Origin of the sequence: Staphylococcus nepalensis (genome assembly GCF_014635045.1) — a bacterium.
Taxonomy (GTDB): domain Bacteria; phylum Bacillota; class Bacilli; order Staphylococcales; family Staphylococcaceae; genus Staphylococcus; species Staphylococcus nepalensis.
In genome coordinates, this window is the sequence record NZ_BMCF01000002.1 from 83582 (window position 1) to 107693 (window position 24112).

Sequence of the window (24112 nt, forward strand, 5' to 3'; positions counted from 1 at the left end):
GAGACTTGAAATTGGTGTATAAAATTTCATGAAAAAAAGCAAAGGAATTTTAAAAATTTCATGCTGTTTCGGGTAGATTTATGATATGATGATAAAGTTATAAAAATCTCAATACAGTATTTAATATTTAAATATACAAACTTAAATCTATGGGACAAAATGATGGTCATAACACGTGAGGCTATCATATATGATTTAAGTTTATAATTGTGTTAGAAAATGACTATATTTGGCTCTCGAAATTTGTTTTCTGGAGCCATTTTCTAATTGAAAGTGAGGTGAACGTGTTGGAGCAGTTTTATCAATTAGGATGGACACTTGATTCAGCAGGTGGCGCATCTGGCGAAGCTTATATGGCAGAGCAAGATGGACAGAAATTGTTTTTAAAACGAAATTCTAATCCATTTATTGCTGCTTTGTCTGCTGAAGGTATTGTACCAAAGCTCGTGTGGACGAAACGTATAGAAACAGGGGAAGTTGTAACAGCACAACATTGGAAAAACGGCAGAGAGCTAACTTTCGATGAAATGTATGAACAACGTGTCGCTAATTTGCTAAAAAAAATACATAGTTCAAAAACACTTTTGAATATGTTGAAACGTATGGAAATGAATCCTATTACACCTGATATTTTATTAAATAAAATTAACGCCTCATTATCTAGAGAAGTGTTAACGCATCATGTTATTCGTAAAGCATTGACATATTTAGAAGATCATATGCCTTGTCTTGATCCTAGGTTCTTTACGGTTGTTCACGGAGATGTTAACCATAACAACTGGTTGTTATCTGATCATGATGAATTATTTTTAGTTGATTGGGAAGGTGCAATGATTGCGGATCCAGCTATTGATTTAGGTATGCTGCTATACAATTACGTTCCTGAAAATAAATGGCCTCAATGGTTGAGAGATTATGGTACGAAAGATTCTATAGACTTACAAAAGAGAATGAAATGGTATACTGTTGTTCAGTCAATTGGAATGGTACAGTGGTACGAAGAACAAAAACGCTATAAAGATATGAATATGTGGTTGAAGTTCTTAAACGAAGTAATGAATAACAATGTATTTATATAAGGAGTTATCAAGATGAGAGTGCGTTACAAGCCGTGGGCTGAAGATTATTTAAAGTCGCATCCTAATATTGTAGATACGGATGGTAGCCATGCAGGACATATAAGTGAATGGTTTGATAAAGATCAACCGATATATATAGAAATTGGTTCTGGCATGGGTCAATTTATTACAACGCTTGCTGCGCAAAGACCAGAAATTAATTTTATTTCTATGGAACGGGAAAAGAACGTTATGGTCAAAGTGTTAGATAAAGTGAGAGAGCAAAATCTAACCAATATTAAATTGATTTGTAATGATGCGATTGAATTAAATGAATACTTTAAAGATGAAGAAATCTCTCGTATTTATTTAAATTTCTCAGACCCTTGGCCAAAAAGAAGGCATACGAAGCGTAGATTGACTTACCATACATTTTTAGCGTTATATCAACAAGTGCTAAAAAAAGATGGAGAAATCCATTTTAAAACGGATAATAGAGGTTTATTTGCTTATAGTTTAGAAAGTATGTCCCAATTCGGAATGTATTTCACTAAAATAAATTTAAATTTACACCAAGAAGAAAAAGAAAATAATATTGAAACAGAATATGAGCGTAAATTTTCAGATAAAGGCTCAAGGATTTATAGAATGGAAGCTAAATTTCACAATAATTAAATTGTTTTTGTAAATCACTTTATGTAGTTAATCGCCAGTGTATAATATAATACTAAGATGAAATAAAGATGGAAATTTTTTATAAGATTTCATTATTTTATTTTTTTAAGGCTACTATTTTCATAAATGGGAAAGTAGCGCTTTATAGACAACCAGAAACCCAATTTGGGTTTCTTTTTTTTATAAGATAAACTAAAGCAAGGGATGTAAGCGTCAGGCTTCCTTACATAAGTGTTATTGAGGTTTAAATGGAATACAAGCACTAAAACATTTGCATAAGCACTAATACTGTTAAGAGGATTATATACGTTATGACTCAAGTCTAATTTAATAAATTAAAAAGTAACGCTTTAGCAGTAGTGCTTTAAGAACTGACTTTTAAAAAATAGTTTTCTAAAAAGTAGCGATTTTGAAGCAATAGTTCATTAGCGTACGTTTTAAAACGTATTGATAGCATAGTCATGTGACAACGATCTACGTCAAGTCCAAGAATTAACTTAGAGTATTTGTATCTGAGTTCATTTGTAGGTATGTACGATATTCATCTGTATGTGTGGATTTACAATTTTCATTATTTTACGAGGGAGTTGTATTATATTACTATATTAATAAACAGTATTTAAACAAAGAAACGAGGGATAATCTTGAAATTAGGCAATTTTAAAATGCATTACCTTAATGGTGGGATTACAAATATTGATGGGGGCGCAATGTTCGGCGTTGTACCTAAAGTTTTATGGACAAAAAAATATGAAATCAGCGAGGATAACCGTATTCCTTTACCAACACACCCAATTTTAATTCAAACGGAAGAATTTAATATTATTATTGATACAGGGATTGGTAAGGAAAAGCTTACTGACAAAGAACGCAAGATATTTGGTGTAAATTATGAAAGCCAAATTGAAGAAGATTTAAAATCATTTAATTTAGAAACACAAGATATTGATTATGTACTGATGACACATTTACATTTTGACCATGCTTCAGGTTTAACTGATAATGAAGGGCATGCTGTTTTTGAAAACGCCATTCATGTCATACAACAAGATGAGTGGCACGAGTTTAATAGCCCTAATATACGTAGTAAATCCACTTATTGGAAGAAAAATAATGGAGATTTCACGAAGAAATTAATTTTATTTGAAAATCAATTAGAAGTAGTAAGTGGCATTCATATTTATCATACTGGAGGCCATAGTTATGGTCATTCTATTATTACTATTGAAAGCAAAGGAGAAAAGGCAGTGCATATGGGAGATATTTTCCCAACTATTGCACACAAAAATCCATTATGGGTAACTGCTTATGATGATTATCCAATGCAGTCTATTAGAGAAAAGGAACGGATAATACCTAGATTCATCTTAGAGGATTATTGGTTCTTATATTATCATGATGTAAATTATTTCGCTGTGAAATTTAATCAAACTGAATCTAATGAAATAGCACAATATATTACTAGAAATTAAAATAAGGTTAAAGTTTAGAACATTTGAAATGAAACTATATCTGTTTTAAAGCATTGGTTTTGCTTTATGAATGACTTGAGCAGCGATATATTTTGTTTCATATCATTATTGTACTGCGATAGTTAATAGTTGTTTGCTATCGGGTACGTAAGATGTTCATAACTTTAACCTTCAATCATTTACACTCTATGATGTCGAGGACTTCTCCTGTTTTAGCATTTGCGTAAAAATCGTAATAAATGCGTTTGCCATTGTGAAGTGTAGTGACACCACCTTGAAAAGCTTCTAATTGGTCGTTAGCGTTTTTATACATAATCGTTTCGTTTAATATGTAAGAACCGACAACATTCATAAAATATGTTTTTACTTCAGAAACAATTTTCTCTGGATTTTGATGTTGTATTTGCTTTTGACGTTTATAAAAATAAATTGATCCAACAATAACTGCTAATGAAATAATTGTGATGAAGAACCAACTTTTTTTATTTAACATATTACAATCTACCCCCAATAAAGTCATATTTATAGTTTACCACAATGAAGATGATATAATAAATATTAAGGAGTGAGAGACATTGAGTATAGACAAAAATCAAACATTATCAAGAATGAAAAATTTAACAGAATTACATGGCGCACCTGGCTTTGAAGATGATGTGAAAACGTATTTAAAAAATGAAATGGCACCGTACGTAGATGAATTTGTTTATAATCGTATGGGCGGTTTTTATGGAGTGAAGCGATCCAAAGCTAAAGAACCTAAAAAAGTAATGGTTGCTGCTCATATGGATGAAGTTGGTTTTATGATAACTCATATTACAGATAACGGACTATTGCAATTCACAAACTTAGGTGGCGTTGCTACTGACATATGGCAAGGACAAAGATTAAAAGTGAAATCACGTACCAATGAAGAAATCGTTGGCATCGTTGCAAATATTCCAAAGCACTTTAGAACGGGTAATGAAGGTGCGCCGACGATAGAAGACTTATTATTAGATATCGGTTGTGAAAGTGAAACAGATGTAATAAATCGAGGTATTCAAATAGGGGATACCATTGTTCCTGAAACACCATTTACGCAATTATCTGAACATAGATTTGTAAGCAAGGCCTGGGATAATCGTTATGGTTGTTTAATTGGTTTAGAGTTATTAGAATTATTGAAAGATGTAGAATTAGATTTTGATTTATTTGTTGGAGCGAATGTACAGGAAGAAGTTGGATTAAGAGGAGCAAAAGCTTCCGCCGAATTAATAGATCCAGATATTGCATTTGTAGTTGATTGTTCTCCAGCAAATGATATGAAAGGAAAACAGCATCTTTCAGGAGAACTAGGTAAAGGTACTTTAATCCGTATCAAAGACGGCACGATGATACTCAAACCGACATTTAGAGATTACCTTATAGATTTAACAAAAAAATTTGATATTCCAAACCAATATTATATGTCTCCTGGCGGTACTGATGGCGGAGAAATACACAAAGCAAATATTGGTATTCCAACTGCAGTTATCGGTGTTTGTGCACGCTATATTCACAGTACGAACGCAGTGTTTGATTACCGTGATTATGATGCAGCGCGGAGACTGTTATTCCAATCAATTAAAAACTTAAATGATAAAATAATCGATACGCTACAATATAATTAATATTTAGGAGTGATTTAATGGAACAATTAGAAAATGAACAACAATTTGAAGAATTAAAAAAAGAACAAACTGTGTTTTTATTTACTGCAGACTGGTGTCCCGACTGTAAAGTGATTGAACCAGATCTCCCACAACTGGAAGCAAAATATACGAATTACAAATTTGTATCTGTAGATAGAGATAAATTTATAGATATTTGTATTAATCATGATATTATGGGCATTCCAAGTTTTCTAGTATATAAAGATAATAAACAAATTGGTAGCTATATTGGAAAAGAACGTAAATCAATTGAACAGATAGATGATTTTTTAGCTTCTTTATAAAAGATAAATCAAATCATATTGATTAAAGTGTACTCTAAAAAATATACCCTTAGAACTTACATTTTTTCTGTTCCTAAGGGTATATTTATTGTAAACTGTATTAAGACACGTAAATAGGAGTGTTAACGATGAATGTCTTTCAAATGAGAGATAAATTAAAAGATAGATTGAAACATCTAGACGTTAAGTTTAGTTTTAATCGTGATGAAGAGACGCTACGAGTTTCTAGAAATGATAATGGTAAAGGTGTAACTGTTAAAATTTCAACTATCGTAGCTAAATATAAAGAGCAAAAAGAAAATATAGTAGACGAAATCGTTTATTACGTTGAAGAAGCTATCGAACAAATGAAAGGGGAGGCTTTATCCGATTCAGATCATATTGAGATAATGCCTGTGCTCAGATCACCGAGTTTTGATAAAAAAGACAAATCTGGAAATGCATTTGTTATTGATAAACATACTGCAGAAACTAATATTTACTATGCAGTGGACTTAGGTAAATCTTACCGACTATTAGATGAAACTATGTTAGATAAATTGAATCTCACTAAACAACAAGTGAAAGAAATGGCGTTATTTAACGTTAGAAAGCTTGAAAATAATTATAAAACGGATGAAGTTAAAGGAAATATTTTCTATTTTATTAATTCAAATGATGGTTATGATGCAAGTAGAATTCTAAATACTACTTTTTTAAATGAAATTCAAACTCAATGTGAAGGTGAAATGCTAGTAGCAGTACCACACCAGGATGTGTTAATCATAGCTGATATTCGTAATAAAACAGGTTATGATGTTATGGCTCATTTAACCATGGAATTTTTCACGAAAGGTTTAGTGCCAATTACTTCACTTTCTCTAGCTTATGACAAAGGACATTTTGAACCTATATTTATATTAGGTAAAAACAATAAACAAAAAAGAAATCCTAACGTAATACAAAGGTTAGAGGCGACTAGAAAAAAATATGAGAATAAAGATAAGAAATAAGGAGTCAGTATAAATGAATTTATTTTATAATAAAGAATCTGTGGGAGATGTAGCTTTTTTACAAATTGAACCCACAACTGGTGAATTTACGTATGAAACAAAAGGAAACGTAGTAGAAATTCATCAAGGTAATCAAGTTGTTGGATATAATATATTTGACGCTTCAAATGTATCTAGTATATCTGGAAATGGCCATGTTCAATTAAATGAAACATTAATTAATGAACTACAGCAAGCTATTAAAAATGCAGGGTTTTCATTTGAATTAGAGACAGATTTATCACCAAAATTGGTTGTAGGTTATGTGGCAAACAAAGAAAAGCATCCTAATGCTGATAAGTTAAGTGTATTAAATGTAGACGTAGCTACAGAAAAATTACAAATTGTGTGTGGCGCGCCTAACGTTGAAGCGGGACAAAAGGTTGTAGTCGCAAAAGTTGGTGCAGTAATGCCAAATGGCATGGTAATCAAAGATGCAGAACTTCGTGGCGTTGCTTCAAGTGGTATGATTTGCTCTATGAAAGAATTGAATTTGCCAAACGCACCACAAGAAAAAGGTATTATGGTCTTGTCTGATGATTATAAAGTAGGACAAGCATTTTTTGAAGAATAAAAGGAGGTAATGTCCGAATGAGCTGGTTCGACAAATTATTTGGAGACGAAAATGATCCTAATAAAGATTATCTAAATAAAAGAAACCAACGACGTCAAAAGAATATGCAACAAGAACATAAAGACACATTACTTCCTCAAAACAACGATGTTTATGAGAGACCGAAAGGGAAATTCAGATTTCCGATGCATGTTATAGAAGAAGAAAATAGATCTGATAGTGCTCATGAAGTATCGTCTGAAAAAGAAGCTAAAGATACTGAAAATATGTCTAACCATACATCATCATCTAACCAAAAACAACGAAGACGTAGACATATGTATAATGAAACAACTTCAGATGAGATGAAGCAGCCAGAAGCTTCTGAGCAATCAACGACACATGATGAAACGTACGATGAAACAAACAGTGAAACAAGAAGAGATAAGAGACAACATAATGGCAAGAGAACAAGAATCCAAACGGACGTTTTAGGCGTGAATGGAAAATCTTCAAAAAAACATGAACACTCTACGCCGCATTATCATAAAAGTGATTTTAAAGCGAGTGAAGTTCCTTCTGCTATTTTTGGTACTCAAAAGCCCCACCCTCTAGATAACGGGGTAATCAAACCCAAAAACAGCGAAGAAGACAATGAAATATTTAACAATGACAAAGATGTTCAAGAAGATAAAACATCAAGCCTTGAATCACAATATAATGAAGCCCAACAACAAAATGATGACGACCAGCTATATCAAGTTGATGATGAGCAACTATCTTCAATAGAAAACGAACCGTTACTACAGAACACGTCAGACCAGTATGAAGACACTACAGAATCAACGACGCAACCTCAAAAAAATAATACAATCAATATAGAAAACATTTATGCGTCTCAAATTGTAGAAGAAATTCGTAGAGAGCGTGAAAGAAAAGTACTTCAAAAACGTCAATTCAAGAAAGCTTTACAACAAAAACGTCAAGAAAATCAACAAAATGATGAAGATACAATTCAAAAAGCAATTGATGAAATGTATGCACAACAAGCCAAACATTATATTGGCGAAAGTTCGTTAGACGAAGAACAATCAAATGATATCTCGGATGTGGATGATTCTGAGGATATCTCTAGTGCTAATTTGACTGAAAATAGTAGCCATAATGATCAAAATAACGCTTCAGAATTTAACTACCAAGAAATTGATTTAGATAACGTGAGTTCTGTACATAATATAGACAATAACCAAGTGTATGAGTCTTTAGATGAAACGGCCAATCCTACAGTTAATTTATCAGATGAACCAGAAATAACTGCAATGGATGTAAGCCAAGATGAAGCTGGTTCAGAAAATGAACAACAAAACACATCTTCTGAAGCAGAAAGCCATGTGCAACAAAACGCTTCAAATTTAACTGAAGTTGATGAAAATGTAGCAATTTCAGATGCAAGATACAGAGAATTATCTGAAGCTCAAAAAGATATGTCACAAAGTACAACTGATGTGGATAGTAAGCAAAATGAAGACGTTGAAAAAATGCCACAGACGCAAAATGAATTTTCAGATGATCCCTTTTCAACAAGTACAGCGCGTGACACTGACGATAATCAAAATAGTACATCTCTAACTGATGGATCATATTCAGAAAGCACACAAGATTCAAGTCAATTTAATTCAGAGGAGTATAATCTGTCAGATCAGGATATCAAAGCACCGTCTACAAAAGATAATGATATACAAACGACGAACAGTAGCCAAAATGAAGCGGATGATGCTCAAGTAACTGAATCTGTGCATGCCTTAAGTTCTAGTGAAAAATCAAGTCAACAAAGGAAAAAATCAGCCATAACAAAAGGCAGCAAACCGTTTAATGTTGTTATGACACCATCAGATAAAAAGCGTATGCTCGACGCTAAGAAAAAGCGCCATACAAATTACTCAAGTATGAGCCTTAGTGAAGACAACAAATACCAATCAGAAGACAATACGAATATAAAGGTACCGTCTAATACAGATAAATCATTGTCTTCACCTAAACAACAAGAAGATAATATATACTCAGATCAAAATGCCGAAGCACATTTTTATGATAACAATGAATCAACAATTTCAGATGCACAAGCGATATCATCTGATGGTCAAATACATCAAATCAAAGATGATGCTCAACAAAAAAGAGACACAGCATACTCAAACTCAAGCCAAAGTGCTACGCAATCTCAAAATTCAGATAACCAAGAAGCGTTATCACAAAATAAATCAACGACAGATGATACACAGTCTGTAAATCAAGTTGACGATGACGTAGATACCTACCAGGGGACTAAGACAGCGATAAGAAAAGGTCCAAATATCAACCTTCCAAGTATTGACTTACTTGAAGAACCTAAGGCGCATGAAAAAGATAACCAATGGATTGAAGAAAAGAAACATGAATTAAATGAAGCTTTTTATTACTTTAACGTGCCAGCTGAAGTTCAAACAGTTACAGAAGGACCAAGTGTAACGCGTTTTGAATTATCTGTAGAAAAAGGAGTAAAAGTTTCTAGAATTACCAATTTACAGGATGATATCAAAATGGCGTTAGCAGCCAAAGATATACGTATTGAAGCGCCTATCCCAGGTACAAGTTTAGTAGGCATTGAAGTGCCAAACCAATCATCTACACCTGTTAATTTACGTTCCATTATAGAAGACACTACATTTAAAAATGCAGAATCTAAATTAACAGTTGCTATGGGGCTTCGAATTAATAATGAACCACTCGTTATGGATATAGCTAAAACACCTCATGCATTAATTGCAGGCGCAACGGGTTCTGGTAAGTCAGTATCTATTAACAGTATTTTAATGTCATTGTTGTATAAAAATCATCCTGAAGAGTTAAGATTATTACTCATTGATCCTAAGATGGTAGAATTGGCGCCATATAATGGGTTGCCTCATTTAGTGTCGCCTGTGATTACTGATGTTAAAGCTGCTACTCAAAGTTTAAAATGGGCAGTAGAAGAAATGGAACGTCGTTACAAAGTATTTGCTAAATACCATGTGAGAAATATTACTGCTTTTAATAAAAAAGCGAATTATGAAGATAGAATGCCCAAAATAGTAATCGTTATTGATGAACTAGCAGATTTAATGATGATGGCACCACAAGAAGTAGAACAATCCATTGCGCGTATTGCTCAAAAAGCACGTGCATGTGGTATTCATATGCTTGTGGCTACGCAAAGACCTTCTGTAAATGTAATTACTGGCTTAATCAAAGCGAATATACCAACACGTATTGCTTTTATGGTTTCTTCAAGCGTAGATTCTCGTACCATTCTAGATAGTGGGGGAGCAGAACGTTTGCTAGGTTATGGCGATATGCTTTATTTAGGCAGCGGTATGAACAAACCTATACGTGTGCAGGGAACGTTTGTATCTGATGAAGAAATTGATGAGGTCGTTGATTTTATTAAACAACAGCGAGACCCTGATTATCTTTTTGAAGAAAAAGAATTATTGAAAAAAGTAGAAAGCCAACCGCAAGACGATTTATTCGAGGATGTTTGTCGATTTATGTTACAAGAAGGTCATATTTCTACTTCATTAATACAAAGACATTTCCAAATAGGATACAATCGAGCCGCTAGAATTGTGGATCAACTAGAACAATTAGGTTATGTTTCAGGAGCAAATGGTTCAAAACCTAGAGATGTATACATCACAGAGTCTGATTTGAATGAGAATTAATATAGAGATAAAGGAGTGTTACAATGACACATTTTCATTTTGTCGGCATTAAAGGCGCCGGTATGAGTTCATTAGCACAAATTATGCATGATCTTGGTCATAAAGTACAAGGATCAGATATAAAAAATTATGTTTTTACAGAAATAGCATTAAAAAACAAAGGTATAGAAATTTTACCATTTGATGCAGATAATATAAAAGAAGATATGGTCATTGTTCAAGGTAACGCCTTTCCTGATACACACGAAGAGGTAATAAGAGCGCATGATTTAAATTTAAAAGTTATTCGTTACCATGATTTTTTAGGACATGTTATCAATCAATACACTTCAGTTGCAGTTACAGGTGCGCATGGCAAAACTTCTACTACTGGGCTGTTATCACATGTTATGAATGGAGACAAAAAAACCTCATTCTTAATTGGTGATGGTACAGGCTTAGGTATACCGGCGAGTGATTACTTTGCTTTTGAAGCATGTGAATACCGTAGACACTTTTTAAGTTATCATCCAGACTATGCAATAATGACTAATATTGATTTTGATCATCCGGATTATTTTAAAGATGTTGATGACGTATTCAATGCTTTTCAAGAAATGGCACGCAATGTAAAAAAAGCGATTATTGCTTGGGGTGATGATACGCATCTGCGCAAATTAAAAGCAGATGTACCTATTTATTATTACGGTTTTTCTGAAAATGACGATATTTATGCAGATAATATACAATTCAGTGAAAAAGGCACACAATTTGATGTCTATATCGATAAAGTGTATTATGATTCTTTTTTATCACCGCAATTTGGTGATCACAATATTTTAAATGCGTTAGCTGTAATAGCGATCAGTTATTTGGAAGGCTTAAATGTTGCTAACATTAAAGAAGCACTAGAAACCTTCGGCGGTGTTAAACGCAGATTTAACGAAACCAAAGTTGGCCAACAAGTATTAGTTGATGATTATGCACACCATCCGAGAGAAATTAGTGCTACAATTGAAACAGCACGAAAAAAATATCCTACCAAGGAAGTTATAGCTGTTTTCCAACCGCATACTTTTAGTCGAACGCAAGCCTTTTTAGAGGAATTTGCAGCGTGTTTAAGTCTTGCTGATAAAACATTTTTATGTGAAATTTTTGGTTCAATAAGAGAAAATAATGGGGAGTTAACGATTCAAGACTTAGTTAAAAGGATTGAAGGCGCCACGCTTATTGATGAAAGCACTGTAAATGTTTTAGAAGATTATAGTAATGCAGTTATTTTATTTATGGGTGCGGGCGATATTCAAAAAATCCAGCGTGCATACATGGAAAATATTGGTGTAACTACCTCATTTTAATATGTTTATGTTAAAATGATGGGGGTATTTATATTAAATAACAACATATGTTTTTTAGGAGGCGTTTTTAATGGAATGGATTTTACCTATAGCTGGAATCGTTGCAGCGATTGCATTTTTAATTTTATGTATTGGTATCGTTGTCGTATTAGTTTCAGTTAAGAAAAATTTAGATCACGTTGCAAAAACACTTGATGGCGTGGAAGGACAAATTCAAGGGATTACACGTGAATCTACAGACTTACTTCATAAAGCAAATCGCTTAACTGAAGATATTCAAGATAAATCAGATCGTTTAAACTCTGTCGTTGATGCAGTTAAAGGCATCGGGGATTCAGTTCAAACATTAAATGGTTCTGTTGATCGAGTTACAAATTCAATTACGCACAACATTTCTCAAAACGAAGATAAAATTTCTCAAGTGGTACAATGGTCAAATGTGGCAATGGAAGTTGCTGACAAATGGCAAAATAGAAAAAATCGTAGAGAAAGTGCAAAATACAAAACAAGTAGTGTCGCAAATGACGCAGATCACAGCTACACTACACGTGTTGACCATTAATCATTTATATACTTAAAAAACAAATGCACTTAAATGAGGTATAAACTTATTTAAGTGCATTTGTTATAGGAGGCATTCAATTATGAAGTACTATAACCGAGATGATTATGAAAGAAATTTAGAAAGTTATGAAGTAGAAGACTATTTTACTTCTGGGGCTAGAAACGTATTTGTCTATGGATTTATTGTAGGTGCAGTTATAGGTTCAACTGTTGGATTAATTTCTATTAGTAAATCACGTCAAAGTGATACATCTGTTCCGAAAGCTAATCAAAAATTTAAGTCAAACTTAGTTGAACAAACTGAAAATGAAAAAGCAGCAGCAGAACGTCAAGTTGCACAAATAAAGGATACAACAACTACACACAATGAATTAGATGCACAAAAAGTTGCAATTCAACAAGAAACTTCTGATCATAATTTAGCAGACACATCACCTCAAGCACAGGAGGAAATGAGTAAGCAGCAACCCATGAATGCAGCAGAGCAATTAAGCCACATCAATGAGCAAGCAGAACCAACTGAACGTGAAATAGAAGCTCAAAAAGATGCGGTAAAAGAAGAAGCAGAAGATCATAATTTATCAGACGCTTCTACGATTTCATCATCTAAGGAAACATCGCGTAATAGTATCATATCACCTAACAATTTAGCAACTGTTGCTAAAGAGAAAAAGAAAATATTAAATAACAACACTCAAGTTTCAAAAAACACATCTGAATTAATAGCTGAAGAAGGCGTAAAATCTAATCCAAATCGTATAGTGCCTAATTTAGTTACTAAAAAAGAGACAAAAAAAGATGAAGATAACCATATCAAAGCAGCTGTTGCCGGCACTGTGACTGCATCCGGTTTAGCTATAGCAGCAAGTCAAAAACGTGATGCAATAGCTAAAAATCCAAAAGTAGCTAAAAATACAGCTGACCTTTTAAAACCTGAAACTTTAACATCGAAAGTAAATAATAATGTACCTAATTTAGTTACTAAAAAAATAGATAACGCAGTAGAATCTAGCAATAAAGTAGAAAATTCTGCAGACAAAGCTAAACAAACTACCAAAAATGCTAAGCCTCAAGCTGCAGAACAACGCGTTAAACAAACACACAATAGCGTATCTTTTAAAGATGGAATTATTGTTCACGATGAAGCTGAAAAAGGTATAAGTAATGAAGCTAAAATCGCTGATAACACTTCTGATTCTCAAACAGAAAATGAAACACCAACGTATTCTAAAAATAGATTACAAAGTAAGAAAACTGAAAAAGCTAAAAGTAAAATTGACAAACGAAAGTTTAATGATTAAATCATAAGTGATTAAATGCTTTTATCATTATGGAAAATATATAGAGCGGGATAACAAAACCTTTTAATAAATTGGTTTTTGTCCCGCTTTTTTCTATAATGGGCTGCTGATTATTAGCAAAATTAGAGGCTTTTAATATAAGTTATCATATTATTTTTTAGATAAACCATTAAGCTATATATCTAATATGGAGAGATTTGATGCTCCTATCGCATACCAAAGTAATAGGTGATAGTATTGTTATACTAAACAATGAGTCATGCAAGCCATGAAACCAAAGTTGTAAGATTTTGATTAGCTACTTTTTAAATTTATAAAATAATTACAATACAATTTAAATATATGTTATCTTCAAATCGCAATAAACCGGCAGTGCATGACTTTTTGATAAACTGCTGCGCATATTGAGATAAACTGGAAAATACTTATGCTATTGTTATATTTTAACTTTTGTAAATTGATAAGAATAAGAAAAGTGTCGTCAAAGTGGTATTTTGGTGTTACTGTTATTGATTTATTATAACAAATAGTGAAATATATCGCTATTTAAGCTTGGAATTATTAATTTTAAGATAAATTTTTGTAATAGTGTAAAATACAACTAGTAAATAACAGAAAATTCAGTTATTATAAGACTTATTCACTTTTAAAGTGACTTTTTTGATAATCATACTTGAACTTATAAACAGTTATTGTTAGAATTACGTTTAATAAATATTTTATCGCTTTAAAGCAGAATAAAATATCGATTTAAAATTTTCATAGAGGTGACTAAAATGACAGACAAATTACAAGAATACAGAGACGAAATTGTTGGAATTAATGAACAGATATTAGACCTTTTATCTAAAAGAGGTAAGATTGCTCAAAAAATTGGTGAAGAAAAACGTAAGCAAGGTACAATGGTTTACGACCCTCAACGCGAAAAAGAAATGATTAATCAACTTTTAGATAAAAATGAAGGTCCATTTAATGATAATGTGATCAAACAATTATTCAAAGAAATTTTTAAAGCCTCTACTGACTTACAAAAATCAGAGAATGAAAAACATTTATATGTATCTAGAAAATTAAAACCTGAAGATACAATTGTTCAATTTGATAATGGCGGCATTATTGGAGATGGCAATAAATCATTTGTATTTGGTCCATGTTCAGTAGAATCTCAAGAACAAGTAGATACGGTTGCTGGCAATTTACAAGCCAAAGGTGAGAAATTCATTAGAGGCGGTGCATTTAAACCACGCACATCACCTTATGATTTCCAAGGACTAGGTGAAGAAGGACTTAAAATACTTAAAAATACAAAAGATAAATATAATCTAAATGTAATAAGTGAAATTGTTAATCCTGCAGATTTTGAAGTTGCAGATCAATACTTAGATGTGTTCCAAATCGGAGCCCGTAACATGCAAAACTTTGAATTATTAAAAGAAGCTGGACGCTCTAAAAAACCAGTTCTTTTAAAACGTGGTTTAGCTGCTACGATTGAAGAATTTATTTTCGCAGCTGAATATATTGCTTCTCAAGGTAATGAAAATATCATTTTATGTGAGCGTGGTATCCGTACATATGAAAAAGCTACTAGAAATACATTAGATATTTCTGCTGTACCTGTTTTAAAACAAGGCACACACTTACCAGTATTAGTAGATGTAACGCATAGTACAGGGCGCAAAGATATTATGCTACCAACAGCAAAAGCAGGTTTAGCAGTAGGTGCAGATGGTATTATGGCAGAAGTTCATCCAGATCCTTCGGTAGCACTTAGTGATAGTGGTCAACAAATGGATTTAAATGAATTTGAAAACTTCTATAACGAAATTAAGCCGTTAGCTGATATGTATAATAATAAACAATTAAAATAAAATCGCTGAATAGCTCCTATTTGTTCTCTATTTCTGTAGCGGACAGGTAGGAGTTTTTAATGTTGAATATAAACAGTATAAAAGAGCACGTTAATAATAGGAATTAATCAGGAAATTTATGGAGTTTTAAAATATTAACAAAAAATAGCTTTTTTCTATTAATATAAAATAAATTATCATGAAAATGACATAATTATGACATTCAAAACAAAATGATTTTACATTTACGAAAAATATGGTAAACTTTGAAAATGTTATGAAAACAGATTATAATAATAAAGAAATCGCTTTCAAGGAGGATGTTTATGACTGTTACAATATATGATGTAGCTAGAGAAGCTAGAGTATCTATGGCTACTGTTTCACGTGTCGTAAATGGTAACCAAAATGTAAAACCAGAAACACGAGATAAAGTAAATGAAGTTATTAAAAAATTAAATTACCGACCAAACGCAGTAGCAAGAGGTTTGGCAAGTAAACGTACAACAACGGTTGGCGTAATTATTCCAGATATTTCAAATGTATACTATTCCCAACTCGCACGTGGTTTAGAAGACATTGCTACAATGTATAAGTACCACTCTATTATTTCAAATTCGGATAATGACCCAAATAAAGAGAAAGAAATATTCAATAATCTATTAAGTAAACAAGTAGATGGTATTATTTTCTTAGGTGGTACAATTTCTGAAGAAATTAAGGAATTGATTAATAAATCATCTGTGCCAGTAGTTGTATCAGGAACTAATGGGAAAGATGAAGGTATTTCATCTGTTAATATTGATTTTCAAACTGCAGCAAAAGAAATTACAGAGCACTTAATTGAAAAAGGTGCAAAACGTTTTGCGTTCGTGGGTGGAGATTATTCTAAAAAAGCACAAGAAGATGTATTAGAAGGTCTAAAAGATGTATTATCAGCTAATCAACTTACATTAGATGATCAATTGATTTTTAATGGAAATGAAACTTATAAAGATGGATTGCGTGCATTTGAGGCATTAAAATCTGGGAAACCGGATGCGATATTGTCAATTAGTGATGAACAAGCTATTGGTTTAGTGCATGCAGCACAAGATGAGGGCGTAATAGTTCCTGAAGACTTACAAATTGTTAGTTTTAATAATACACGCTTAGTAGAAATGGTTAGACCACAATTATCAAGTGTGATTCAACCATTATATGATATAGGCGCAGTTGGTATGAGATTATTAACTAAATATATGAACGAAGAAGAGATTGAAGAACCTAATGTAATTTTACCTCATAGAATTGAATATAGAGGGACAACTAAATAATTTAAATAAACGAGGCTATGACGTGTTAATGTCATAGTCTCGTTTAGCTTATATGTGGTAGATGAATGGCATAATGATACAGGTATAGCAAATTTCTGTTTCCTTTTTATGTAGCATCTAATAAACTGTTAGAATTTATTTGAACCAGCTTAATACTTGTGTTGCGTGTTTCATATTTATAGCGCTTATTTCTTGTCGGCGAGGGATAATTTGGTAATCTAACTTTTCATCCTCCCAAGTATTTGGTAAATCACAAGTCGCGTATGGCGACCATTTTGACAACCATTTTTCTGGTAATTGACCATTTTGTTGATCTTCACCAATTAAAGCAAGAAAGACATGTGTCCAAGCACGAGGCACGACTTTCCATATATTATAACCTCCGCCACCAAACATGATGACCTTACCATCAGTGTATTTATCGGCCAATTGCTTAATTTTATAAGGTATCTCATAAAGTGCATCTAACGTACAGTTCATATGTGTGAGCGGATCTAAATAATGAATATCGACACCATGCACACTGACAATGATATCTGGTTTAAATGATGCAACCACAGGTTCCAGTGTTTGATTCAATACTTCAAGATATGAATCATCCTCAGTATAAGGTTCAAGCGGAATATTAACTGTATAGCCAAAGCCTTGCTCATTACCACGCTCTGTATAATGACCTGATCCAGGAAATAAAAATTTACCAGTTTCATGGATAGAATAAATGAGCGCTTGATCGTTCGTATAAAAACTCCATTGTGTTCCATCGCCATGATGCGCATCTGTATCCACACAAAGGACTCGTAAACAGTATTTCTTAATAAGATAGGCGATTGTAATTGCAACATCATTATAAATACAAAAACCATTTGCGCGACCAGGTAAACTATGATGTAAGCCTCCGCCTAGATGACAACCATTGGTTATAGAACCATCCATGATTTTATCCACTAAATTTAATGCGCCGCCTACAATGCGTGCACTGTGTTTATGCATCATTCTAAACTGCAAAGTGTCCCTGCCATCTAAACCATATTTTTTAGCTTCAGAGTCATTTAAAATGCCATGAGAAGCACGTCTAATAGCTTGTATATAATCAAAACTATGAATTAAGCTGAGTTCATTATCTGTAGCTATGCGTGGTTGAATGATATGCTCTGGCTTTAAGTAACCTAAATCTTTTAATAATTCTGTTGTTAATTTTAATCTCATTTGATTAAATGGATGTTGATTACTAAATCGGTATTGTAATATTTCATTTGAATAAACATAACCAGTTTGTTGGGTATTGTTCATTTATTTTTTACTCCCCTTTAAAAGAAAAAGCGATTCATATATCGTATATCATCGAACGCTTGTAACTGCTCAATAGTAATGCGTGAGCCTATTCTTGCCATTAAACAATTGGCAGGATGGCTTGTGATTTCAGGATCATCTGTCGCAAAGATTTCTAGGCCCCCATAACCCATTAATTTTTGCATTAATTTTTTATATTCAAAAACATCAAGACCAGAATTTTTAAAATCCCAGTGCCAATAATATTCAGTAGTTAAAACAATGTAATCTTCATATTCATCTGCTGCTAAACTAATTTTAATTAGTTCGCTACCTAGATGTAAATGTCTATAGGGTAAACTGATTTCAATCGCACCTAATTCAATTAAATATGCAAGATTCCCACTAGACCATCGCTCTAATGGGTCTGGGTAATGATAAGTGACATAACCGACGATATGTTGATTATTTCGAAGTATAAAAATTCGTCCTTCTGCTAGCTCACTAATTTCTTTAACCGCTTCAAATTGATCTTCAGGTTGACGAAATGCAGTAAGTCCGTCATCAAATGTCATTGAGTCGAGGTGAATCCTTGACACTGGACCTTCAATAATAAATGTGCCTTTATCTAAATGAAAAGTCTGAGATTGATACGTTTTTTTATGTTCCATTTTTTCACTCCAAACTACCGCAAATGAATATAGTATGCAATCTTTAATAATTATATTATAAGGGATATGAGCGTAAATTAACACGATATTGTACCCGTTTACACCGATTATTTTGAAAATTGCGATTTTATTAGTTATAATATTTTTAAGCAAGCGATTTCATTAAGAGGGGGATTTACAATGAAAGTAGAAGTATATAAAGGGGAAGAAGGAAATTTCAACCTTCATAACTATGAAAAGCAATACAACAATTTCGATTGGAAAGAAGTTGAAAAAGCATTTTCATGGTATGACACAGGCAAAATAAATATGGCACATGAATGTATTGATCGCCATGTGGATGAAGGTAAAGGAGAAAAAGTAGCTTTACATTATAAAGATGATAAGCGACAAGAAAGTTTTACTTTCAATGAAATGAAATCAAAATCAAATAAAGCAGCAAATGTTTTAAAAGATAAAGGCAATGTTGAAAAAGGTGATCGTGTATTTATTTTTATGCCCAGAACACCTGAACTATATTTTGCATTATTTGGTATTTTGAAAATAGGTGCTATTGTCGGACCATTATTTGAAGCGTTTATGGAAAAAGCGGTTGGTGATCGTTTAGAAAATAGTGAGGCAAGCGTAATCGTCACTACAAATAATTTATTGCCAAGAATACCCAAAGACAAATTACCAAATTTAGAAAAAATTGTTGTTGTTGACGATGTTGTTGAGAGTGAATACGTAGACTTTAATAAAGAACTTGAAAAAGCGAGTGACCAATTTGATACAGAATGGCTAAATTTAGATGATGGACTCATCCTACATTATACTTCAGGATCAACTGGACAACCAAAAGGTGTATTACATGCACAAAGAGCTATGTTAGTTCATTATATTTCTGGTAAATATGTCCTTGATTTTAAAGATGATGATGTTTATTGGTGTACTGCAGATCCAGGTTGGGTAACTGGTACATCTTATGGCATATTCAGTCCTTGGTTGAATGGTATTACGAATTGCATCGCTGGAGGCAGATTCTCTCCAGAAGCTTGGTATGGTATGATAGAAGAATTTAAAGTGACAATATGGTATACAGCTCCAACAGCGTTAAGAATGTTAATGAGCGCCGGGGATGATATTGTTGAAAAATTTGATTTATCATCTTTAAAAAGTATTTTATCGGTTGGAGAACCGTTAAACCCAGAGGTGATTAAATGGGCAAAAGGCGTATTCGGTCTACGTGTTCTCGATACGTGGTGGATGACTGAAACAGGCGGGCATATGATTGTGAATTATCCGTCCATGGATGTGAAATTGGGCTCAATGGGCAAACCATTGCCTGGTGTTGAAGCGTCAATTATTGATGATCAGGGAAATGAATTACCAGCTAACCGTATGGGAAATCTTGCCATCAAGAAAGGTTGGCCATCTATGATGATTTCAATTTGGAATAACCCTGAAAAATACGACTCTTACTTTATAGGCGATTGGTATGTATCAGGGGATTCTGCTTATAAAGATGAAGATGGGTATTACTGGTTTCAAGGACGCGTTGACGATGTAATTATGACAGCGGGAGAACGTGTCGGCCCATTTGAAGTCGAATCTAAGTTAGTCGAACATGATGCAGTGGCTGAAGCAGGCGTGATAGGTAAACCTGATCCAGTTCGAGGAGAAATTATCAAAGCGTTTGTAGCTTTACGACCTGAATTTGAAGCAAGTGATGAATTGAAAGAGGAAATTCGTAAGTTCGTTAAGGAAGGTTTAGCAGCACATGCTGCGCCTCGTGAAATCGAGTTTAAAGACAAATTACCAAAAACACGTTCCGGTAAAATCATGCGTCGCGTGTTAAAAGCGTGGGAACTTGATTTACCAGAAGGCGACTTAAGTACAATGGAAGATTAATTATAGAAAAAACATAAAATAATTGTTTCAAATTTACTATTAACTTTAAAATGTGCTTTATTGATGAATTTTAAAATCTGCTTTTAAAATTTAGAAATGAAGCACGTTTTTATTGTAATAATACATTTAAAATGTTTTATTATCCATTATTGTAACAAAAGTAGCTTATAATTTTGAAAGCGCTATCTCTATTAATCGACAATACAACTTTATTTAGTTAATATGAATATGTAAGGAATTTTGAATCACAGCATGAAATTTTACTTTTTTCATATGTGGTTAAAATTTATAAAAGAAGGGGCGAATACATTTGGCACATTTATCAGACTTAGATATTGCTAATCAATCAACACTACAACCAATTGGGGATATTGCTGAAAAAGTAGGTATTCCTACCAATGCTTTAGAACCATACGGACATTACAAAGCTAAGATTGATATCAACCAAGTTAAACAAAAAGATGATAAAGGGAAAGTAGTGTTAGTAACTGCTATGAGTCCAACACCTGCAGGTGAAGGTAAATCAACAGTTACAGTTGGTTTATCTGACGCTTTTAATCAATTAAAGAAAAATGTAATGGTTGCTTTGCGTGAACCTGCGTTAGGGCCTACATTTGGTATTAAAGGCGGCGCAACTGGTGGCGGTTATGCTCAAGTGCTGCCAATGGAAGATATTAATTTACACTTTAACGGTGACTTCCATGCTATTACAACAGCAAACAACGCGTTATCAGCATTTATTGACAACCATATTCATCAAGGAAATGAATTAGGTATTGATCAAAGACGTATTGAATGGAAACGCGTCTTAGACATGAATGATCGCGCTTTAAGAAATGTCATCGTAGGATTAGGTGGGCCAACACAAGGTGTGCCCCGTGAAGATGGGTTCAACATTACAGTAGCTTCTGAAATTATGGCTATTTTATGCTTAGCTAACGATATTAATGACTTAAAAGCTAAAATCAGTAATATTACAATTGGTTATACAAGAGATCGTAATCCAGTTACAGTAGCAGATTTAAAAGTTGAAGGCGCTTTAGCAATGATACTAAAAGATGCAATTAAACCTAATTTAGTCCAAACAATCGAAGGTACACCAGCATTAGTACATGGTGGGCCGTTTGCAAATATTGCGCATGGCTGTAACTCAATTCTTGCAACACAAACAGCAAGAGAATTAGCTGATATCGTCGTAACAGAAGCTGGTTTTGGATCAGACTTAGGTGCTGAAAAATTCATCAATATTAAAGCACGTGAAGCAGGATTCGAACCCTCGGCAGTTGTGGTTGTTGCTACTATCCGTGCGCTTAAAATGCATGGCGGCGTTGCAAAAGACAATCTTAAAGAAGAAAACGTGGATGCATTGAAAAAAGGTATCGTAAACTTAGAACGCCACGTAAACAATGTAAAAAAATACGGTTTAGAACCGGTTGTTGCATTGAACGCATTTGTTCACGACACAGATGAAGAAACGAAGTTTGTACAAGAATGGGCGAAAGAAAATGGCGTCCGTCTTGCTTTAACTGAGGTTTGGGAAAAAGGTGGCCAAGGCGGTCTCGATTTAGCTAATGAAGTATTAGAAGTGATTAACCAACCACAAAATTTCAAACATTTATATGAACTAGACCAACCACTTGAAGATAAAATTGAAACGATTGTAAAAGAAATTTATGGTGGCAGCAAAGTAACGTTTAGCAGTAAAGCACAAAAACAATTAAAACAATTTAAAGAAAATGGTTGGGATAATTATCCTGTATGTATGGCTAAAACACAATATTCATTCTCTGACGATGCATCATTATTAGGTGCACCAGAAGGATTTGAAATTACAATTCGCGAGCTAGAAGCTAAAACAGGTGCAGGATTTATCGTAGCACTAACTGGTGCGATTATGACAATGCCTGGATTGCCTAAGAAACCAGCTGCATTAAATATGGACGTTACTGATGATGGTCACGCAGTAGGTCTATTCTAATTTAGTGATTATAACATAAAACAACCGAGGCACAGTGGCGCCTCGGTTGTTTTATGTTGTAGATATTTATAGTCTTATTTCTAGTTATCGAAATCTTGTCAAGCTAACAAAATCATATTGAAAATATGATTGCTTTGTTGTTTTTTTTACTTTGTCATTAATCGAGATTTAATATCGTAACGTTCCGCACGAACATAATCATATTGTGTAATTTTGTTTTCTACTAGCATGCGTTTTAATACGTAATGTTGTCTATTTAAGCCGATTTGAATTTGATGATTAGGTTTAAGTGATCCATCTTCATTATAAGGCGTGTAGTAGTAAGGACTTTGCAGTAGACCAATGATATACGCAGATTCAGCAATATTTAGATCTTCTGCTGGTTTGCCGAATAAACTGAAAGAAGCTGATCCTATACCTGAAATGTTTAACCCATTATAATCACGACCAAATGGAACAATATTCAAATATGTGTACAATATCTCATCTTTAGTTAAAATTTTTTCAGCACGCATGGAAAGTACAAGCTCATTTGCTTTACGATTATAAGTTTTTTGATTTGTAAGTATTTGATTTTTAACAAGTTGCTGTGTGATTGTACTGCCACCTGTAGCATCGCTAGAATTGAATATATCTTGTCCTATAGCTCGTAAAACAGCTTTTGGTAAAATGCCATTATGTCGAAAAAATAAACTGTCTTCTGAGGCTGTTAAAGCTTTGATCACATTGTTGTTAACATGTTTTGGGCCAACGATGAGCGAATTCATAGAATTATTATACTCTACGAGTAGGTTATCGCTGTTATAATTGATTGCTTCATTTCCGGAAATAACTAATAGCTTGGACTTTAATTCAGCATCTGACATATGGGTAGCTTCTTTGGTTAAACTTTGAAAGTAAAATACAGATATGGCAAGTAAAATAAGCAAAGTGCAACCAAATATGGAAAATAAACCTACGAAAAAATGTTTGAGTTTTTTATAAATAAATTCAAATTGATTTAGTTTTATATGTTGTTTATTTTCTTCAATGTGGCTCTCATATGTATGATTTTTCATCGTGGACCTCCTTATTTAAACAATATTATATCATAATATATAGAGTTGACTTTTAAATTAGAGTTAATTATAATAAATACAATTCGATATCGTTTTTGGATAGAGGAGAAGTAATATAATGTATCATCTACAGAGAGTTAGTGGTTGCTGTGAACTAGCGTTGGTCCTTATATGAATACACCTTTTGATAAGTAATTATCCAAACGTTTTAGTTAATGAACGTATCATTAATAGAGTTGTTTGACTTAAAGTATGGTGGTACCGTGCGTTTGCGCCCTTACAAAAAATGTAAGGGCGCTTTTTTGTGTTCTCTAAAATTACGCGGTTAAAATTTTAAGTGATGCAAATGAATTCTATTCAAAACTTTATCATAA

19 protein-coding genes are annotated in these 24112 nt (G+C 33.1%); 15 read left to right on the forward strand and 4 right to left on the reverse strand.

Annotation, left to right across the window (positions count from 1 at the left end):
- The first annotated feature begins 287 nt into the window (after positions 1-287).
- The 3 genes from IEU88_RS03525 to IEU88_RS03535 all read left to right on the forward strand — a co-directional run bounded on the left by IEU88_RS03525 (position 288) and on the right by IEU88_RS03535 (position 3205).
- Positions 288-1079: a phosphotransferase family protein gene (locus IEU88_RS03525; protein ID WP_096809118.1), complete on the forward strand. Its 792-nt coding sequence runs from the start codon at positions 288-290 to the stop codon at positions 1077-1079.
- Between the two features lie 12 nt (positions 1080-1091).
- Complete coding sequence (trmB, locus tag IEU88_RS03530) at positions 1092-1733, forward strand: tRNA (guanosine(46)-N7)-methyltransferase TrmB (protein WP_103373269.1); 642 nt, start codon at positions 1092-1094, stop codon at positions 1731-1733.
- A gap of 644 nt (positions 1734-2377) precedes the next feature.
- The gene (locus tag IEU88_RS03535; protein ID WP_174221768.1) at positions 2378-3205 is read left to right on the forward strand and encodes a YtnP family quorum-quenching lactonase; all 828 of its coding nucleotides are present in this window, start codon (positions 2378-2380) and stop codon (positions 3203-3205) included.
- A gap of 175 nt (positions 3206-3380) precedes the next feature.
- On the opposite strand, the gene IEU88_RS03540 is transcribed toward IEU88_RS03535, so the two are convergent.
- Positions 3381-3698, reverse strand: coding sequence for a hypothetical protein (locus tag IEU88_RS03540; protein WP_096809123.1), 318 nt, complete (start codon positions 3696-3698; stop codon positions 3381-3383).
- 82 nt (positions 3699-3780) lie between these two features.
- Between IEU88_RS03540 and IEU88_RS03545 the strand changes: the two genes are divergently transcribed.
- The 10 genes from IEU88_RS03545 to ccpA all read left to right on the forward strand — a co-directional run bounded on the left by IEU88_RS03545 (position 3781) and on the right by ccpA (position 16872).
- Positions 3781-4857, forward strand: a complete 1077-nt coding sequence (locus IEU88_RS03545) for a M42 family metallopeptidase (RefSeq protein ID WP_096809125.1) — start codon at positions 3781-3783, stop codon at positions 4855-4857.
- A gap of 17 nt (positions 4858-4874) precedes the next feature.
- Entirely contained in the window at positions 4875-5183 is a 309-nt protein-coding gene (locus IEU88_RS03550; RefSeq protein ID WP_103373270.1) for a thioredoxin family protein, read from the forward strand.
- Positions 5184-5311: 128 nt separating this feature from the next.
- Positions 5312-6175 carry a DUF1444 domain-containing protein gene (locus IEU88_RS03555; RefSeq protein ID WP_096809129.1) on the forward strand — a complete coding sequence of 288 codons (864 nt, stop codon included), beginning with the start codon at positions 5312-5314 and terminating at the stop codon, positions 6173-6175.
- Between the two features lie 13 nt (positions 6176-6188).
- Entirely contained in the window at positions 6189-6788 is a 600-nt protein-coding gene (ytpR, locus tag IEU88_RS03560; RefSeq protein ID WP_096809132.1) for a YtpR family tRNA-binding protein, read from the forward strand.
- A 17-nt stretch (positions 6789-6805) separates the two neighbouring features.
- Entirely contained in the window at positions 6806-10507 is a 3702-nt protein-coding gene (locus tag IEU88_RS03565; protein WP_103373271.1) for a DNA translocase FtsK, read from the forward strand.
- A gap of 23 nt (positions 10508-10530) precedes the next feature.
- Positions 10531-11844 (forward strand): UDP-N-acetylmuramate--L-alanine ligase, encoded by a 1314-nt coding sequence (murC, locus tag IEU88_RS03570; protein ID WP_103373272.1) that lies wholly within the window; start codon positions 10531-10533, stop codon positions 11842-11844.
- A 70-nt stretch (positions 11845-11914) separates the two neighbouring features.
- On the forward strand, positions 11915-12406 hold the full coding sequence (locus IEU88_RS03575) for a DUF948 domain-containing protein (RefSeq protein ID WP_096809138.1): 492 nt from the start codon (positions 11915-11917) through the stop codon (positions 12404-12406).
- Between the two features lie 82 nt (positions 12407-12488).
- Positions 12489-13709 (forward strand): hypothetical protein, encoded by a 1221-nt coding sequence (locus IEU88_RS03580; protein WP_103373273.1) that lies wholly within the window; start codon positions 12489-12491, stop codon positions 13707-13709.
- Between the two features lie 776 nt (positions 13710-14485).
- Entirely contained in the window at positions 14486-15577 is a 1092-nt protein-coding gene (locus IEU88_RS03585; protein WP_107644234.1) for a bifunctional 3-deoxy-7-phosphoheptulonate synthase/chorismate mutase, read from the forward strand.
- 305 nt (positions 15578-15882) lie between these two features.
- Positions 15883-16872: a catabolite control protein A gene (gene ccpA / locus IEU88_RS03590; protein WP_103373533.1), complete on the forward strand. Its 990-nt coding sequence runs from the start codon at positions 15883-15885 to the stop codon at positions 16870-16872.
- Between the two features lie 135 nt (positions 16873-17007).
- On the opposite strand, the gene IEU88_RS03595 is transcribed toward ccpA, so the two are convergent.
- Together IEU88_RS03595 and IEU88_RS03600 are read right to left on the reverse strand one after the other, a co-directional pair.
- Entirely contained in the window at positions 17008-18162 is a 1155-nt protein-coding gene (locus tag IEU88_RS03595) for an acetoin utilization protein AcuC (protein WP_096809145.1), read from the reverse strand.
- Positions 18163-18179: 17 nt separating this feature from the next.
- Positions 18180-18812 carry an N-acetyltransferase gene (locus IEU88_RS03600; protein WP_103373532.1) on the reverse strand — a complete coding sequence of 211 codons (633 nt, stop codon included), beginning with the start codon at positions 18810-18812 and terminating at the stop codon, positions 18180-18182.
- A 180-nt stretch (positions 18813-18992) separates the two neighbouring features.
- Here IEU88_RS03600 and acsA point away from each other — a divergent pair, with 180 nt between their 5' ends.
- Entirely contained in the window at positions 18993-20702 is a 1710-nt protein-coding gene (gene acsA, locus IEU88_RS03605) for an acetate--CoA ligase (protein ID WP_096809149.1), read from the forward strand.
- Positions 20703-21012: 310 nt separating this feature from the next.
- Positions 21013-22680 carry a formate--tetrahydrofolate ligase gene (locus tag IEU88_RS03610; protein WP_103372576.1) on the forward strand — a complete coding sequence of 556 codons (1668 nt, stop codon included), beginning with the start codon at positions 21013-21015 and terminating at the stop codon, positions 22678-22680.
- A 146-nt stretch (positions 22681-22826) separates the two neighbouring features.
- On the opposite strand, the gene IEU88_RS03615 is transcribed toward IEU88_RS03610, so the two are convergent.
- The gene (locus IEU88_RS03615; protein WP_103372575.1) at positions 22827-23738 is read right to left on the reverse strand and encodes a biosynthetic peptidoglycan transglycosylase; all 912 of its coding nucleotides are present in this window, start codon (positions 23736-23738) and stop codon (positions 22827-22829) included.
- Positions 23739-24112: the final 374 nt, after the last annotated feature.

Excerpts from the sequence above, each read along its gene's own strand:
- IEU88_RS03565 (WP_103373271.1), top strand. The coding sequence starts at position 6,806 with ATGAGCTGGTTCGACAAATTATTTGGAGACGAAAATGATCCTAATAAA.
- trmB (WP_103373269.1), top strand. The coding sequence starts at position 1,092 with ATGAGAGTGCGTTACAAGCCGTGGGCTGAAGATTATTTAAAGTCGCAT.
- IEU88_RS03575 (WP_096809138.1), top strand. The coding sequence starts at position 11,915 with ATGGAATGGATTTTACCTATAGCTGGAATCGTTGCAGCGATTGCATTT.
- IEU88_RS03615 (WP_103372575.1), bottom strand. The coding sequence starts at position 23,738 with ATGAAAAATCATACATATGAGAGCCACATTGAAGAAAATAAACAACAT.
- IEU88_RS03555 (WP_096809129.1), top strand. The coding sequence starts at position 5,312 with ATGAATGTCTTTCAAATGAGAGATAAATTAAAAGATAGATTGAAACAT.
- acsA (WP_096809149.1), top strand. The coding sequence starts at position 18,993 with ATGAAAGTAGAAGTATATAAAGGGGAAGAAGGAAATTTCAACCTTCAT.
- IEU88_RS03585 (WP_107644234.1), top strand. The coding sequence starts at position 14,486 with ATGACAGACAAATTACAAGAATACAGAGACGAAATTGTTGGAATTAAT.
- IEU88_RS03540 (WP_096809123.1), bottom strand. The coding sequence starts at position 3,698 with ATGTTAAATAAAAAAAGTTGGTTCTTCATCACAATTATTTCATTAGCA.
- ytpR (WP_096809132.1), top strand. The coding sequence starts at position 6,189 with ATGAATTTATTTTATAATAAAGAATCTGTGGGAGATGTAGCTTTTTTA.
- IEU88_RS03600 (WP_103373532.1), bottom strand. The coding sequence starts at position 18,812 with ATGGAACATAAAAAAACGTATCAATCTCAGACTTTTCATTTAGATAAA.
- IEU88_RS03595 (WP_096809145.1), bottom strand. The coding sequence starts at position 18,162 with ATGAACAATACCCAACAAACTGGTTATGTTTATTCAAATGAAATATTA.
- IEU88_RS03580 (WP_103373273.1), top strand. The coding sequence starts at position 12,489 with ATGAAGTACTATAACCGAGATGATTATGAAAGAAATTTAGAAAGTTAT.
- ccpA (WP_103373533.1), top strand. The coding sequence starts at position 15,883 with ATGACTGTTACAATATATGATGTAGCTAGAGAAGCTAGAGTATCTATG.
- murC (WP_103373272.1), top strand. The coding sequence starts at position 10,531 with ATGACACATTTTCATTTTGTCGGCATTAAAGGCGCCGGTATGAGTTCA.
- IEU88_RS03550 (WP_103373270.1), top strand. The coding sequence starts at position 4,875 with ATGGAACAATTAGAAAATGAACAACAATTTGAAGAATTAAAAAAAGAA.